Genomic DNA, 16,022 nt, shown 5'->3' with positions numbered 1-16,022 from the left:
TAATAACCGTTTAAATTCAAAATGAAGATAAACGGTTATTATTCTTTGCAGTATTACTCTATTCCTTTTGAGTACATTTCATTTGTCGGATTAGGACTGATGGTAACATAAAGACTTAAATCCTCTTTTACTAAAGGAACACTGAAATCGTCCTGACCACTGGCAGTGCCTACCGAACCGAAAGAGATTTCAGAAACATCATCATTGATCCTGACTTCACCACTGCCTGTGAGAACATAATAAATGAGTTCTGAATTTTCATGCTTGTGAACTGGGAGGGTTTGTCCCGCCTTTAAATTCAGTACAAAAGCCAGTACTTTCGGGTTGGCAAATAGTATTCTCTTGGTCAGATTTTTTTCATTAAAAACCATACTATCTTGAATATTTTTCAATTCCATTCCGGTTCTCCTTTCCAATGTTGCAAATGGTATTAATTCAAGCCCAGTTCTTTACGTTTCTTTTCAATGTGGTCAACATAAATTTGAACAGTTTTCTCGGCATCCAGTTCTACTACTACCTTACCTAAACCAAGAGTTTCTGTTGTCTCGGTAAGGGTTTTTACAACTACATCGCTACCAGTAATAGAAGGTACAGGAGCGATATGCACAAGCCAGCCAAGAGCTACTGCGGTACATGCGTCTGCCACAGCCTTTTGTTCAAGGTATTCAGGGGCTCCGATTACCAGCGGCAGCTTGTCTGTATCCACTTTGAGGGCATCTGCAAGCTCTTTTGCGGTATGAGTCATTTTTCCGATATCCACACAAGCACCATATGAAAGTACCGGAGGGATTCCAAGCTGTTTGCAGACTGCCTTCAAACCCTCGCCGCATTCGTCGGCAGCCTTTGGGTCTGTTAACCCGGTGTATTCCATTACAGAAGAAGTACATCCCCCTGAAAGAACCAGAATGTTATTGGCAATAAGCCCTTTCGTTATCTTGAATATATTGCTTCCTCCCTGACCAAAGCGGGCTGTGGTACATCCAACTATGGTCGCAATACCTCTGATATTACCGTTTGCTATCTGTTCAATAAGAGGGTCAAAGCTTCCTCCAAGAGCATTTCTTATAGGTTCAGTACTGAAACCGACAGTACAATCGGATACATGAGGTGGAATATAGGTTTTCCTGTTTTCTGATTTACGCTGCTTGAAGGCATCGATTGCCATATCCAATGCTTTTGAAGCCTGCTGGTTCATTTTTTCGGGAACAAAGTCCAATGTTTCTGTTCCCTGAAGCTGTATAACAGGGTGGGTACTTAAAAGTTTTGTACCAAATCTTTTTGCAAACAAAGGCATGGTAGCTACCGTACAGTTATAGTCGAACATGAAAAGGTCAACAACCCCGGTTGCAAGGAGATATTCTTGCGAAAGCCATTCACCTTCCTGCCCTCCATAACCCTTCTGGTTGTGTGTTCCCTGATAGTTCATCAATTGCTGGCCTTCACATACATGGCCCAGTATCTGAATTCCGTCTGCACCTGCGGCCTTGGCTTTTTGTTGCCACTCATCAGTTGATGCCAGATCGATTGCAACATGGGCAAGCAATGGCATATGTCCGTTTGTAACAACATTTATCATATTTTCCTTTAGCAGTCCCATGTTCTGCTTCTTTTGGGCAATTTCCTGAGTTCCCATGAGGATTTCTTGTAAAATATCCAAGAGGAACAGTCCCTGATATTCATTTGCAACACCAAGACGTACACTGTTTAAGAGAAATTCAACCGGATCTGAAGTAAAGTTTGTCATACAACGTGTCTGTGCATAGGCAACTTCGCTGTAACCGCCTCCGGGGAACAAACCCAGCTTGTTCCAAAGTTCCTTACGCTGAGTCGGAGCAAAGGCCTCTACAGCTTTTGACGGAACATGGAACGGAGCGTGGATATCATCCATAACCCATGTGGCAAACTCTATAGCCAGTTTTTCAATTGGCTGATTAGCGTTTAGACCTGCCATATCGGCATATTTCTTTAACTTTTCAGGGTCTCTTATTTTAAGTCCGCTATCAGGGTGTTCTCCGGCAGCCTTCAAAGCTCTTGCTGCTTGATGGCAGTGAAATATATTTGCGGAAGTACCTATTGTTACATGACGATACATAAAGTTTCTGGCTACCATTGTGTGTGCGTCAACACCACAGGTTCCTCTAGGTACTTTGTCATTAATACGGCAAGGGCCGTTTGCGCAAAGCTGACAGGAAAGGCCTTCAATACAGAATTTACATTGAATTGGCTGCTGTTGACTGAACCTGTCAAATACATTGGTCATTCCCGAGTCGTGGACAACCTGGTACATTTCTCTCATAGCAGGGTCGATAATAACATTAAGAGGATAACCTTCCTTGGACTGGTCATTTTTCTTAATATGCTCTCTTTGCCACTTGTGAACTTCCTCCATTGACGGAGATTTTTCAATCTTGTCATAATCAATCTTGATACGATTATGAATATCCGAGTGAGTGTTGGGATCATTTGAGTCTTCTTTTGTAAGCTTTGAACCGAAGGTTGTGTTATCTCCCCTCATAGTTTCAGCACTTTTTTCAAAAGAGTTTTTTATATCCTTATCTGACATTAAAAAGCCTCCTAAATTGTAATTTCATATATATGTTGTACAATTATGGATTTCTGTATGCATGAGTTATACATATGACTTTATATAAAATATAAAAAATTTGTAAAAAAATCAGTTAACATAATGCAACTTTTTATATTATGAAAAATAGTATATATTAGGAACAAAATTTTTAGAAAGGATTAATAAAATGTCACAATTTGAAATTAATCAGAAAAGCCAGTGTTGTGGTGGCGAAGAATTTGATTATGACGGAGGAAAAAAAATTGGTGAAAAGTGCATTAAAGTACCAGAGGTCATTGGTAGAAACAATTGCCAGACATTAGTGGAGTGTGTTATTCCTTTTCCTGAGCAGTATCCGGCTGTTGAAATTAAGGATATTCACAAGGAGGTAAGGGACCTCATAGTACACGTATGTAAAAACAAGGTTCTTATTAACGGTATTTTGCATAAGAATATCAACTACAAAACTTATGAAGGTAAATGTGATTTTTATTGCGGTTATCAGAAATACGATAGCTATTACGGAGACGTAAGGCATGTTGCAGTTAATATACCATTTGCATGTTTTATAGAAGTTCCCGGAGCTCGCCCCGGTGATGACTTTGAAATAGAATATGCTGACGTAGAAGATTCCTGCGAGATAGATATTCTGGAAGATCCAATTTGGGAAAAAGGTTCAGTTAAGCAGTATAAGAAATTAAGAGAAAAGGTTATCGTAAAGATTGACCTTAAAGTACTAAGGCATATACAAATAACTGTAAAACCTGAAAAATGTAATATATGCCCATAAAAAAATAAGATTAAAATAACTGAATAAACAAAAGAGGGGGTATGAAAGTTATTGTGGACTTTCATACCCCCTAAATTTATATACATCCTAATTATATTCTTTTACCAGTAATGCTCTTATGTAGCCCCTGTCTGTACTGATAGATTCTACATAAAAGCCTCTGCCGTAATAAAAGCGAATAAGGTCACGGTATTTTGAGGCAGTATGGAGGCTTACCTTTTTTACCCCATGATGTTTTAAAATCTTATCTGCAAGGTTCATAAGGGATTTTCCAATACCTATATTGTGGTAATCAAGCATGACTCCAAAACGGCTTATATACGCTGATTTATCCGGCAATATCTTAATCCTGATAGTACCTACCGGATTATTGTCAATAAGGGCTATGTAAACTTCTTTTTCAGCAATATCGGCTTCTATAGTATCGATACTTTCTGTCAAAGCATCCATCATTACAGATAAACCTGCATCCTGCATATATTTCTTAAAAGCTTCCTGTATAATAGTTGCAATAGCAGGGGCATCTTCTATAGTAGCTTTTCTGATAATAAATGAATAATTCATGTTAATCCCTCATTCTGATTTTAACCTATTAGGGTTGCCATCACTGCCTTCTGAGCGTGCAGACGATTTTCTGCTTCGTCAAAAATAACTGATTGAGCTCCGTCAATAACGTCATCGGTTACTTCGTAGCCTCTGTATGCCGGCAGGCAGTGGAGGAATATTGCGTCCTCCTTTGCTTTAGCAAACAACTGGGAATTAATCTGATAGGGCATGAATATATTAAGCTTTTCTTTCTTTTGGTCTTCCTGACCCATGCTTATCCATGTATCTGCATAAACAACGTCCGCATTAGCAATTGCCTCAACAGGGTCTTGAGTTAGTACTACCTTGGAACCGCTGGACTTTGCAGCTTCTTTTGCTTCATCCACATATCTGCTGTCACATTCATAGCCTTTAGGAGAAGCTATTGCAATGTCCATTCCCGTTTTGGCACAGCCATGTAGCAGGGAGTGGGCAACATTATTCCCGTCACCTATATATGCAAGCTTCAGACCCTCAAGTTTCCCTTTGTGTTCATAAACAGTCAGCAGATCTGCAAGTATCTGACACGGATGCATTTCATCAGTTAAACCGTTTATTACCGGGATAGTTCCGTACTTTGCAAGGTCTTCAACGTCGCTCTGCTTGAAGGTTCTTATCATAATTCCGTCTATGTAACGGGACAGAACATTAGCAGTATCAAAAATAGACTCACCCCGGCCAAGCTGTATATCGTTTGAGCTTAGAAAGAGGGAATACCCACCCAGTTGATACATACCAACTTCAAAGGAAACCCTGGTTCTGGTGGATGACTTTGTAAAAATCATTCCAAGTGTCTTACCCTTTAGAAGATGGTGCTGCACTCCTTCCTTGGTCTGCCTCTTGAGCTTTCCAGAAAGCTTTAATAAATCATGTATCTCATCAGTGCTTAAATCATTAAGACTTAATAAATGTTTCATAACAATATTACCTCCATTAAATAGATTTTAACCTCTATATACTGAATATTCATCAAGGGCATAAACGTCGGCCTTATTGTCTGCTATGAGACGTTCCAAAATACTTAAAACCGCATTGGTTGTATCCAGAGAAGTTATGCACGGAATATTGTATTCCATTGCGGTTCTTCTGAGGACAAAACCTTTTCTTTCAGGCATTTTACCTCTTGTTGGAGTATTAATAACCAGTGTAATTTTATCTTCCTTTATCAAATCAAGAACTTTTTCATCTTCAATAAATTCAACAGGAAGGTTTGCATACTTTAATGCTTCATATGTTCCTTTTGTAGCCGATAGTCTGAATCCAAGCTCCAGTAATTTATTGGCTATATCTCTGCATTCATTTTTATCCCTGTCAGCAACCGACAAAAGAACATTTCCGCCGGATGGTATCTTAGTACCGGAAGCAGCTACTGCCTTGTACAACGCATTGTAGTAATCTCTGTCAACACCCATAACCTCGCCTGTAGATTTCATTTCAGGCCCTAGGAATGTATCAACTGTAGTCAGCTTTGCAAATGAAAAGACAGGTGCTTTTACTGCGTAAAAATCGGTTTCTTTAGCAAGGCCATTTTTATAACCCAATTCTTTAAGGGTTTTGCCCATAATCAACTTAGTGGCTACGCCTACCATAGGAATTCCCGTTATCTTGCTCATTATAGGGACAGTTCTGCTGGCACGGGGATTAACCTCAATTACATAGACTTTTTCATTGCTATCCATAACGAATTGTATATTAAACAAACCTTTTACTTTTAGAGCCTTGGCAAGACGGATAGTATAGTCCTCAATAGTATCTTTTACCTTTTGAGAAAGATTTCTCGGAGGATAAACGGCAATACTGTCTCCGGAATGAACTCCCGCACGTTCTATATGTTCCATGATTCCCGGAATAAGGACCTCATTTTCATCACATATTCCGTCAACTTCCATTTCTTTACCAACTACATATTTGTCAATTAGAATAGGGTGTTCTGTAGAAATTTCAGAAGCCATAGTGATGTATTCTTCAAGAGTCTTGTCGTTATATACAATTTCCATGGCACGGCCCCCAAGTACATAAGATGGCCTTACCAGAACGGGATAACCGATTTTATTGGCAATCTCCTTTGCATGTTGGAAGGAATAGGCTGTATTACCTTCCGGAATAGGAATATCCAAAGACTCCAGAAGCTTTAAGAATTTATCCCTGTCCTCTGCAACGTCTATACTGCGGACTGATGTTCCGAGAATCTTTACACCTTCTTGATGCAGGGTTTCAGCCAGATTTATTGCAGTCTGACCGCCAAATTGAACAATAACCCCAAGTGGTTTTTCCTTTTCTATAATATCCAGAACACATTCCTTTGTAAGAGGTTCAAAATACAGCTTGTCGGAGGTATCGAAGTCCGTGCTAACAGTTTCGGGATTATTATTTATAATAATTGATTCAATTCCCATTTCTTTAAGGGTTTCAACGGAATGTACGCTGCAATAATCGAATTCTATACCCTGACCGATTCTTATGGGGCCTGAGCCTATAACCAGAACCTTATCACCTGTGGTAACCTCAACATCGTCTTTTTCTTCATATGTTGAATAATAGTACGGAGTAGCGGCTTCGAATTCACCTGCACAGGTATCAACAATCTTGTAAACAGGGTTGATAGGATACTTTTGTCTCAATTCAAGTATTTTTTCAAGAGGTACGTTGGCAAGATTGGCTATATAGGAATCACCAAACCCTATTTTCTTTGCCCTTGCATATAAATCATAATCAAGCCATGCAATACCTGCATTTGTTATTTCTTCTCCCAGTCTTACAATCTTTTTAAGTTTTCTTATAAAGAAGTCGTCAATTTTTGTAATTCTGACTATTTCACCTGCTGAAACACCCTTTTGTATAGCTTTGCAAATTGCGAATATTCGTTGATCATTAGGGTGCTTTATATACTCAACAAGGTCTTCTCGGCTCATACTGTCAAACAGGCTGAGACCCAGCTGATAATTAAATTTAATATCAAGAGAGTCAATTGCTTTAAGCAAGGATTCCTCAAATGTACGTCCGATGGCCATAACCTCACCGGTAGCTTTCATCTGTGTTCCAAGGCTTCTGTCAGCATTGGCGAACTTGTCAAAAGGCCAACGGGGAACCTTTGTTACAACATAGTCCAATGACGGCTCAAAGCACGCACTGGTGGTTTTTGTAACAGAGTTCTTTATTTCGTCAAGTGTCATTCCTATAGCTATTTTTGCCGTAACTCTTGCAATAGGATATCCAGTCGCTTTTGATGCCAATGCACTTGAACGGCTGACTCTTGGATTCACCTCAATAACTACATACTCAAAGCTGTCGGGATTTAAAGCAAACTGTATGTTGCAGCCACCCTTTATATCCAAAGCCCTTATTATCTTTATGGAAGCGGTTCTCAGCATCTGGTACTCAACGTCAGACAGGGTCTGGCTGGGAGCAACAACTATACTGTCCCCGGTATGTACTCCAACCGGGTCAAAGTTTTCCATATTACATATAATAATGCAGTTGTCATTGCTATCACGCATTACTTCATATTCAATTTCTTTCCAGCCTGCAACACTTTGCTCAAGTAGAACCTGACTAATCATACTAAGCTTGAGGCCTTTTCCGCAAATATATTTAAATTCTTCCATATTATTTGCTATTCCACCGCCGGAACCTCCCAGTGTGTAAGCAGGTCTGATAATAATAGGGAATCCGATTTCTTTTGCAAATTCAATAGCATCCTGCATGGTTGTTACAATTTTACTTGGTGCAACCTTTTCATCAATTTCTTGCATTGTCTCCTTGAAAAGCTCTCTGTCCTCTGCTTTTTTTATAGAGGAGAGGGAAGTTCCCAGAAGTTCTATGTTAAGCTCGTCAAGAATTCCGTCTTCAGCAAGTTCAACAGCCATGTTAAGGCCGGTTTGACCGCCGAGTGATGCGAGAATTCCATCAGGCTTTTCCTTATATATGATTTTCTTAACAAATTCAAGAGTAATGGGTTCAATATATACCTTATCTGCTGATTGGGTATCAGTCATAATTGTGGCTGGGTTACTGTTAATCAGAACAACCTCAATACCTTCTTCCCGTAAGGACTTGCAGGCTTGAGTACCGGAATAGTCAAACTCTGCAGCCTGGCCTATTACGATCGGCCCTGAACCTATTACCAAAACTTTTTTTATATTTATATTCCTTGGCATACCATTCGCCTCCATGAGCCGCAATGCGGTAATATGATGTATTAACTGCTTGTTAAAAATTTTAAAAACTAAAGCATTTTTACAAAGTCATCAAAAATGTATGCGGAATCCTGTGGACCCGGTGCTGCTTCAGGATGGTACTGTACGCTTATCAATGGAAGCGTTTTGTGTCTGAAGCCTTCAATTGTATCATCATTTACATTCCTGTGTGTTATTACGATATCATCGTTGGAACTGCTGTCTATTGCATAATTGTGATTCTGAGAAGTAATATAACATCTTCCTGTAATGTAATCCTTAACAGGATGGTTGCCGCCGTGGTGGCCAAATTTGAGTTTTTTAACATTGCATCCCAATGAGAGTCCCAAAAGTTGATGTCCAAGGCAAATTCCCATGATTGGTTTTATTCCCAGAAGCTTTTGAACTGTTTTTTTAGCAACAGTTAAATCCCTTGGGTCACCGGGTCCGTTGGAAAGAAGAATACCGTCAGGATTTAATTCCATAATCTCATCAAAGGTACTGAAAGCAGGGAGAATGTGTATATCGCAGTCTCTGCTTTCAAGAGAACGTATTATGTTGCTTTTTACACCGAAATCCAGTAGTACCACCTTTTTACCAGAGCCGGGAAGATGAGTCGGAGTTTTTGACGTAACCTCCATTACAAGGTTTCTTGGGACACTTTTATAGTTTTCAAGGTTTTTGCGTAGGGTATCCAGATTCCCACATTCTGTAGATATGATTCCGTACATGCTCCCATGCTTACGTATATGCTGGGTTAACGCTCTGGTATCAATACTTTTAATACCTACAATATTGTGTTTTGCAAAATATTGATCCGGGTCCATATCATTTCTCCAGTTGCTGGGAGTAGAGCAAAGTTCCTTAACTATAAAGCCCTGAACATGAGGCTTGTAGGATTCATTGTCGATAGAATTGAATCCGTAGTTCCCGACAAGGGGGTATGTCATGGTTACAATCTGCCCGTTATAGGAAGGGTCAGTAGTTATTTCCTGATACCCTGTCATACAAGTATTAAAAACAATTTCTCCGGCTGTTTCTCCGCTTTTTCCAAAACCTTCTCCTGAGAAATATGTACCGTCTTCAAGTAATAGAACTGCTTTCATTATATATAAACCTCCGTGAGCCTGAAAGCGACTCGCTAATTTGTTTAATTTAATTCTTCCAATGATTCTTTTAATGTTTTAATAAAATCATCTGCGTCTTCCTGCGTAATAATAAGAGGCGGAAGTATTCTCAAAATATTTTGACCTATATTGGCAATAAGGTATTTCTTTTCAAACATTTTGTTTTTGACATTAGGAGCGATAGCCTTGTTAAGCTCTATGCCAATCATAAGGCCTGCCGCCCTCACTTCAGAAATTATGGGGTAGGAAGCGGATGCCATTTTTTCCAGTTCGCTCTTAATGTAGCTGCCGATTTTCTCAGCATTTTCAGGAAGCTTCTCGTCCTTCATTATTTTCATAACTGCAAGACCCGCTGTGCAGGCTAAAGGATTTCCTCCGAAAGTTGAACCGTGGTCGCCGGGGGCAAATGCCTCTGCAACCGATTCTTTAGCACATACCGCAGCTATAGGAATTCCTCCTCCCAAAGCCTTTGCAAGAGTAAATATATCAGGCTCGATGTCAAAGTTTTGGTATCCGAAGAGTTTGCCGGTTCTTCCCATGCCGGTCTGAACTTCATCGAATATAAGCAGCAGGTTTTTGTCATTGCACAAATTCCTGACTTTTTTCATATACTCGCAATCACACGGGTAAACTCCGCTTTCTCCTTGAATGGGTTCCAACATAATTGCACACGTATTTTCAGTAATGGCAGCTTCCAAAGCAGCTATATCGTTTTGAGGAACTTTTTTAAAACCTTGTGTAAGTGGCTCAAAGGGCTTTGCATACTTTTCCTGACCTGTAGCGCTAAGAGTTGTTATGGTTCTTCCATGAAAGGACTTATTAAGGGTTATAATCTCGTATTTTTCCGGCATACCTTGTTTTTTAAAGTAAATTCTTGCAAGCTTGATTGCACCTTCGTTGGCTTCAGCGCCGCTGTTGGCAAAAAATATCTTATCTGCACAGGAGTTTTCTACCAGCTCTTTAGCAAGCTGAGCCTGTGGCTCTATGTAGTAAAGATTCGAACAGTGTACAAGATTATTCAACTGCTCACTGACCATTTCAGTAAAAATCGGATGGCCGTAACCTATGGAATTCACTGCAATTCCTGAGAAAAAGTCTGTGTACTTTTCTCCTTCTGTACTCCATAAGTGTATACCCTTACCTCTTTTAAAGGCAACAGGTATCCTTTTACCAAATGTATTCATGTAATATTTATCATCATATTCCTGTATTTTTTCAAAACCCATGATAATCACTCCTTCATGCCTAAAATATATTATTGCGTTATTTATAATTTATAATTATACATTAATATGCATAAAAATGCAACCAATTTATGTATGTGATTTTCTTTATAAATTAATACACTTCCTATGCTAAGCCAGTACAGGAAGTGTCAAATGCCTTATAAAATTACTTTAGACCGGGTTTTAATAATTAATATTAATACAAAGCCTCGTTTTCGTGGTAAAGATGCTTATCTTTCATAATCATTGTACCGATTCCCTTGTAAGTGAAAATTTCAAGAAGAATACAGTGGGGAATACGTCCGTCAATTATGTGTGTTCTGCCAACGCCCTTTTCAAGTGCTTCAACACAACCTAAAACTTTTGGTATCATACCTCCGGCAATTACCTTTTTATCAATAAGGTCATAAACCTCGTCAATAGTAAGGGCGGGAATTATTGATTCGCTGTCCTTTGAAGGCTTGACACCTTCTACATCTGTGAGAAGCATGAGCTTTTCCGCTTTCAGTGCAGCCGCAATTTCACCTGCTACGGTATCTGCGTTTATATTGTAGCTCTCACCGTCGGGGCCCACACCTATTGGAGCTACAACCGGTATGTATTCATCTTTTGAGATAAGCTCAAGAACCTTTGAATTAATTTTTGTAATTGTTCCGACATATCCTATGTCCTTTAGCTCTCCGTCGATTTCCGTTTTATACTGTTCACATTCAATGAGCTTTCCGTCGATACCACACAAGCCTATGGCTTTTCCGCCTTTGTGGTTGAGCATTGATACAATCTGCTTGTTGGTTTTTCCAACCAGAACCATCTGAGCAACTTCTATAGTCTGTGCGTCCGTAACTCTTAAACCGTTTACAAACTCACTCTTTACGTTGTAATTCTGAAGTGCCTTGTTTATGTCGGGCCCGCCACCGTGTACCAACACAGGGTTCATTCCGATATATTTTAAAAGCGTAATATCTTCCATTACCGAATTTTTAAGTTCATCATTAATCATTGCATTGCCGCCGTATTTTATTACAACGGTTTTACCATAAAGTTTCTGTATGTAAGGAAGTGCTTCAATTAATATTTCTGCTTTCTTAATCAAATTATCATAATTCATAAAATTGACCTCCGTTAAATCTGAAATATGGCTCAGATATTTAAATTATTATTAAAGTCCGGTATCCTCGTCAAATCCCAACATTATATTCATATTTTGTATGGCGGCACCGGAAGAACCTTTTCCCAAATTATCCAGAACAGATACAAGCATGATTTGTTCTTCATTTCCTGTAACATAGATTTCAAGGTAGTTTGTATCATTGACACGGGTAGCACCAAGAAAACTGTTGGGAAACTCCTTTTCCGTACCTAGTGGCATGACCTTCATAAATTTTTGATTACTATAGTAATTAGTAATGTACTCATGAATCTTTTCAATAGAAGGAGTTCCTGAAAGAAGTTTTCTGTATAAAGGCACACATACCGACATACCCTTGAAATATGAACATACTATAGGAGAAAAAATAGGTGAGTGTTCAAGTCCGCTGATAACAGTCATTTCAGGAATATGTTTGTGTGACAGGCCTAGGGCATAAAGCTGTGGACTCTCAAAATTGTGTCCTTCAGGAGATTCGTACTGTGCTATGAGTTTTTTTCCTCCGCCGCTGTACCCGGAAAGAGCATGGCAGGTTACAGGGTAATCCTTTGGAAGAATGTTGCCTGCAACAAGTGGATGGACTATACTGATAAATCCTGTTGCATAACAGCCCGGAACAGCAACCCTTTTTGAATTTTGTATCTTCTCACGGTGACCACTGCTTAATTCAGGCAAACCATAAGCCCAGTCAGGGTCAATCCTGTGAGCCGTACTTGCATCAATAATTTTAGTAGAAGGATTTTCTGTAAGTGATACTGCTTCCTTAGCAGCGGAATCCGGCAGACAAAGAAAAACTATATCTGCACTATTTATGTATTTTTTTCTTTCATTAATATCTTTACGTTTATCAGGGTCTATCCTTAGAATTTCAATGTCGTTTCTTTTTTCCAATCTTTCATTTATCTTTAATCCTGTAGTACCTTCACTTCCGTCTACATAAATTTTATATTTCATATAGATTCAATCCTTTCTATATAATAGATAGCAGATAGATATATTCACAATAAAATTTCGGATATTGAAAATTTATGCATAAAATTAATATTATTTTATAATTATACAATGCGATGCATAAAAATTCAATATAACAGAGGATTTTTATTTTATTTATGCAAATTTTATGCAATATAAGAATTATATTTTTAATACTATACAAAAGTACTAAAAGCAAAAATTTAATTTTGTTAAAAAACAATATGGTTTGTAAAAGGTCAGCAGTGTATCATAATATATATAAATCGTGATACGTTGATAACTTAAATTTATAAGGATGTTTCAGGGAGGTATAAAAATGGCTAGTTTAAAGCTAAAGAATATTTACAAAAGATATGCAGGTGGGGTTACTGCTGTTAATGATTTTAATCTTGATATCGAACACAATGAATTCCTTGTTCTGGTTGGTCCTTCAGGATGTGGTAAGACTACTACACTTAGAATGATAGCTGGTTTGGAAGAAATTTCAGAAGGCGAATTGTACATTGGTGATAAATTAGTAAACGATGTTGCTCCAAAGGATAGAGATATAGCGATGGTTTTCCAGAACTATGCATTGTATCCTCACATGACAGTATTTGATAACATGGCTTTTGGTTTAAAATTGAGAAAGACTCCAAAGGAAGAAATAAAGAAGCGTGTTCAGGAAGCAGCAAAAATCCTCGATATCGAACATTTGCTTGACAGAAAGCCAAAGGCTTTATCAGGTGGTCAGAGACAGAGAGTTGCGTTAGGACGTGCTATCGTTCGTGAACCTAAAGTATTCTTAATGGACGAACCTCTCTCAAACTTGGATGCTAAGCTCAGAGTTCAGATGAGAACTGAGATAGGAAGACTACACAACAGACTTAACACAACATTTATATATGTAACACATGACCAGACAGAAGCTATGACAATGGGTACAAGAATCGTTGTTATGAAGGATGGATACATCCAACAGGTTGATTCACCAACAGCTCTGTATGACAGACCATGCAACATATTCGTTGGAGGTTTCATAGGAAGCCCTCAAATGAACTTTATGAATGCTGTTCTTACTAAGAGAGGAAATGACTTACATCTCGTATTCGGTAAGAATGATATTAAGATTCCTGAAGGTAAGGCTAAGAAATTGGAAGGAACTGATTACATCGGTAAGGAAGTTGTTGTTGGTGTTAGACCTGAACATCTTCATGATGAGGCAATGTACATTGAATCAATGCCAGACAGTATGGTAGAAGCTAAAGTTGACTTGGTTGAAATGCTGGGTGCTGAAACTTATCTCTATATGATAATTGAAGGTGCAACTGGAACTGTTACTGCAAGAGTTAATGCTAGAACAAAGACTCAGTCTGGTGATGTTATTAAGGTTGCAATAGACGCTAACAAGCTTCATATATTTGACAAGGAAACTGAGCGTACAATTATTAACTAATATTAGTTAATGAGCCGTATGGTTTGGACTAAAAAGAATAAGTTATATTGAAAAATAGCGGCCTGACACCTTTAAAAGAGGTGTCAGGCTTGTTTATTTGTTGGTCTTATAATGTTTAGCTGTTCTTACCAAGCTACACCGGCCCCCCAGATAGCTTGCATGGTATTTGCTACAAAAAGTCCTCCCATGGCACCCCATTGTAATGCAACGGTAATGGGATACGGTGTAGGGTTAACATAAGGGCCTACCATTAGATTGTTTGATACCGTACCTCCGGCACCGAGCCGTGTTAATATGAAACGAATCAACAAATGCTCCAGATTTATGACTGCGCCGTCTATAATTGCAGTATATGGGGCCCCGGCAGCGGGTGCAATCGGAATACTACCGGGCACCGGCGCTGCTGCAGGAACTAGAGGAGGTACAGGTAAAGTATTTCGACAATGAGCGACCCCCCCAGGTTACTCCGATATTAGCTAATACAGCGGGACCGAACCCCATCTCGGTAACAGTAGCAAGTCGTGTTTGAAATCGATTTTGAATATTTGCCGCAATACCTATGTATCTGTTATTAGTCATGGTATTAACAATTATGTATGTTCCTGCCATGTTCATGGCAGGAGGAAGTGCAGCGACCCCAAAGGCACCTCCTGCAAGGGCAGGAGGTGCCATGCCGGCACAATTGGCGGAGTTGTTTAACGCATAAAATATGTACCCCATTTTTCCTCCTTATCTCGGCCTTTAATACACCTTTTAGTAATTTTTAATATAAAGGGTATAGATATATAAGCTTAATCCAGAGTATAAATATCCATCAAAATCCCAAGGGTATGAATTATTTATTATGAACCTTTTGTGACGGAAAGTGGTGCTGTACAGCTTGCCATGATATCCATAAGCTTGCTTAAACCTTCCGTAGGAGGCTGCTGACTTGCTCCAACATGAACTTGATATTTTGCAGTTTGATTGGTACTTCTGGTATTCTCTCTACTGGATGATACTTTGCCGTGTATTTGTACGGAAAGCCCCCAGAAACTCTTATAACTGGCATCTATACTACCTTCGCTTTGGGAGGTGTCCTTGCTGGATACTACATCAGTAACTTCCATTTGGAAATCGATTGTAACATTATCGATTAGAAGTGACGGAATGGGTACAAGACCGATAAAGGGTGCCTGTACATTTACCTTATTTACCACTATTCCGGCTTCGCTCTCAACAGGACGTTCCAGTTCGAAATTTAATAACCTTGGTGTGCCGTCTTCTTGAAAGGCTATGGTTTGCATAAACTGCCAGGATGCTGATGCAAGCTGAACCTGTGACTGGCAAACTGCCTGAAGAGGAGCACCTATCAATTCCGCCATTGGCAAATCTTTGAAATTATCTCCTATAGCCATAGAAAAATACCTCCTATTTTGTGATATATATTTTTATCTTCTACCGTAGTAGAAACTTTGAAAACAGGATATTTAATCTTTGTTAGGTTCACAATGTCTTGGACTAATCTTTTTAATGAATTCATCCAAAAACCTTGATACTCCCTCTGACGGCTCTATTGCTCTGAATTTCATTGAAATATCCACCATATCTGATTGTTTGTCGTTGGACTTATTTGATGGAACTACAGAAACGTTAAAACTTCCCCTGTCGAGAATATCAGCCAAGTTGGAGCATATATGCTTTTTAACATTGACCTGGTCAATATGAAGAGACATTTCCAGATCTATTTCCTTAAGTGCCAGTGCAGAGGGATTTATTAATGTAATTAAAGGTATTTCAACGCATCTTTCAGAATCTACATTAAATGACTTAGTTATCGGAGTTCCGTCTGAATTAAAATATTTCTCAATGATCTTATTAAAATGTTGATCCAGAATTTCCTGACTACAATTGACAGAATGCAGCATTCCTCTCACTATGTCGGAGAGAGTAGCATTAACGTTCTTTTCTTTGTTTTTATCAAATATCATGATATTTTCCTCCATTGTAAAAATGT

Annotated in this window: 15 protein-coding genes; 2 read left to right on the top strand and 13 right to left on the bottom strand. The window is 38.8% G+C overall.

All coding sequences use genetic code 11. The features are described from left to right. Positions 1 to 53: 53 nt before the first annotated feature. Both CLO1100_RS17825 and cooS read right to left on the bottom strand, forming a co-directional pair. Complete coding sequence (locus CLO1100_RS17825; protein ID WP_014315165.1) at positions 54 to 398, bottom strand: cupin domain-containing protein; 345 nt, start codon at positions 396 to 398, stop codon at positions 54 to 56. 32 nt (positions 399 to 430) lie between these two features. Further along, positions 431 to 2,563, bottom strand: a complete 2,133-nt coding sequence (gene cooS, locus CLO1100_RS17820; RefSeq protein WP_014315164.1) for an anaerobic carbon-monoxide dehydrogenase catalytic subunit — start codon at positions 2,561 to 2,563, stop codon at positions 431 to 433. A gap of 190 nt (positions 2,564 to 2,753) precedes the next feature. Between cooS and CLO1100_RS17815 the strand changes: the two genes are divergently transcribed. Further along, the gene (locus tag CLO1100_RS17815; RefSeq protein WP_014315163.1) at positions 2,754 to 3,356 is read left to right on the top strand and encodes a DUF3794 domain-containing protein; all 603 of its coding nucleotides are present in this window, start codon (positions 2,754 to 2,756) and stop codon (positions 3,354 to 3,356) included. Positions 3,357 to 3,443: 87 nt separating this feature from the next. On the opposite strand, the gene CLO1100_RS17810 is transcribed toward CLO1100_RS17815, so the two are convergent. The 7 genes from CLO1100_RS17810 to argC all read right to left on the bottom strand — a co-directional run bounded on the left by CLO1100_RS17810 (position 3,444) and on the right by argC (position 12,570). Then, positions 3,444 to 3,920, bottom strand: a complete 477-nt coding sequence (locus tag CLO1100_RS17810) for a GNAT family N-acetyltransferase (RefSeq protein WP_014315162.1) — start codon at positions 3,918 to 3,920, stop codon at positions 3,444 to 3,446. 20 nt (positions 3,921 to 3,940) lie between these two features. Continuing rightward, on the bottom strand, positions 3,941 to 4,858 hold the full coding sequence (gene argF / locus CLO1100_RS17805) for an ornithine carbamoyltransferase (protein ID WP_014315161.1): 918 nt from the start codon (positions 4,856 to 4,858) through the stop codon (positions 3,941 to 3,943). Positions 4,859 to 4,885: 27 nt separating this feature from the next. Next, a complete protein-coding gene (gene carB, locus CLO1100_RS17800; RefSeq protein WP_014315160.1) occupies positions 4,886 to 8,098 on the bottom strand; it encodes a carbamoyl-phosphate synthase (glutamine-hydrolyzing) large subunit in 3,213 nt (1,070 codons plus the stop codon). A gap of 68 nt (positions 8,099 to 8,166) precedes the next feature. Further along, positions 8,167 to 9,222 (bottom strand): glutamine-hydrolyzing carbamoyl-phosphate synthase small subunit, encoded by a 1,056-nt coding sequence (gene carA, locus CLO1100_RS17795; RefSeq protein ID WP_014315159.1) that lies wholly within the window; start codon positions 9,220 to 9,222, stop codon positions 8,167 to 8,169. Between the two features lie 44 nt (positions 9,223 to 9,266). Continuing rightward, entirely contained in the window at positions 9,267 to 10,469 is a 1,203-nt protein-coding gene (locus CLO1100_RS17790; RefSeq protein ID WP_014315158.1) for an aspartate aminotransferase family protein, read from the bottom strand. Positions 10,470 to 10,665: 196 nt separating this feature from the next. Beyond that, positions 10,666 to 11,577 carry an acetylglutamate kinase gene (argB, locus tag CLO1100_RS17785; RefSeq protein ID WP_014315157.1) on the bottom strand — a complete coding sequence of 304 codons (912 nt, stop codon included), beginning with the start codon at positions 11,575 to 11,577 and terminating at the stop codon, positions 10,666 to 10,668. 51 nt (positions 11,578 to 11,628) lie between these two features. Then, positions 11,629 to 12,570 carry an N-acetyl-gamma-glutamyl-phosphate reductase gene (argC, locus tag CLO1100_RS17780; RefSeq protein ID WP_014315156.1) on the bottom strand — a complete coding sequence of 314 codons (942 nt, stop codon included), beginning with the start codon at positions 12,568 to 12,570 and terminating at the stop codon, positions 11,629 to 11,631. A gap of 337 nt (positions 12,571 to 12,907) precedes the next feature. On the opposite strand from argC, the gene ugpC reads away from it, so the two are divergent. Beyond that, positions 12,908 to 14,026 carry a sn-glycerol-3-phosphate ABC transporter ATP-binding protein UgpC gene (gene ugpC / locus CLO1100_RS17775; protein WP_014315155.1) on the top strand — a complete coding sequence of 373 codons (1,119 nt, stop codon included), beginning with the start codon at positions 12,908 to 12,910 and terminating at the stop codon, positions 14,024 to 14,026. Between the two features lie 125 nt (positions 14,027 to 14,151). Here the strand turns inward: ugpC and CLO1100_RS21185 are convergent, their stop codons facing one another. The 4 genes from CLO1100_RS21185 to CLO1100_RS17760 all read right to left on the bottom strand — a co-directional run bounded on the left by CLO1100_RS21185 (position 14,152) and on the right by CLO1100_RS17760 (position 15,996). Continuing rightward, positions 14,152 to 14,421 (bottom strand): hypothetical protein, encoded by a 270-nt coding sequence (locus CLO1100_RS21185; protein ID WP_242836618.1) that lies wholly within the window; start codon positions 14,419 to 14,421, stop codon positions 14,152 to 14,154. Further along, on the bottom strand, positions 14,411 to 14,746 hold the full coding sequence (locus tag CLO1100_RS21180) for a hypothetical protein (protein ID WP_014315154.1): 336 nt from the start codon (positions 14,744 to 14,746) through the stop codon (positions 14,411 to 14,413). The genes CLO1100_RS21185 and CLO1100_RS21180 overlap by 11 nt, the downstream gene beginning before the upstream one ends. Positions 14,747 to 14,868: 122 nt before the next feature. Then, positions 14,869 to 15,423 (bottom strand): DUF2589 domain-containing protein, encoded by a 555-nt coding sequence (locus CLO1100_RS17765; protein WP_014315153.1) that lies wholly within the window; start codon positions 15,421 to 15,423, stop codon positions 14,869 to 14,871. Positions 15,424 to 15,495: 72 nt separating this feature from the next. Further along, positions 15,496 to 15,996, bottom strand: a complete 501-nt coding sequence (locus tag CLO1100_RS17760) for a DUF2589 domain-containing protein (RefSeq protein ID WP_014315152.1) — start codon at positions 15,994 to 15,996, stop codon at positions 15,496 to 15,498. Between the last annotated feature and the right edge of the window lie 26 nt (positions 15,997 to 16,022).

Origin of the sequence: Clostridium sp. BNL1100 (assembly GCF_000244875.1) — a bacterium.
Taxonomy (GTDB): domain Bacteria; phylum Bacillota; class Clostridia; order Acetivibrionales; family DSM-1351; genus Ruminiclostridium.
This window is presented reverse-complemented; position numbering and strand designations above follow the sequence as displayed.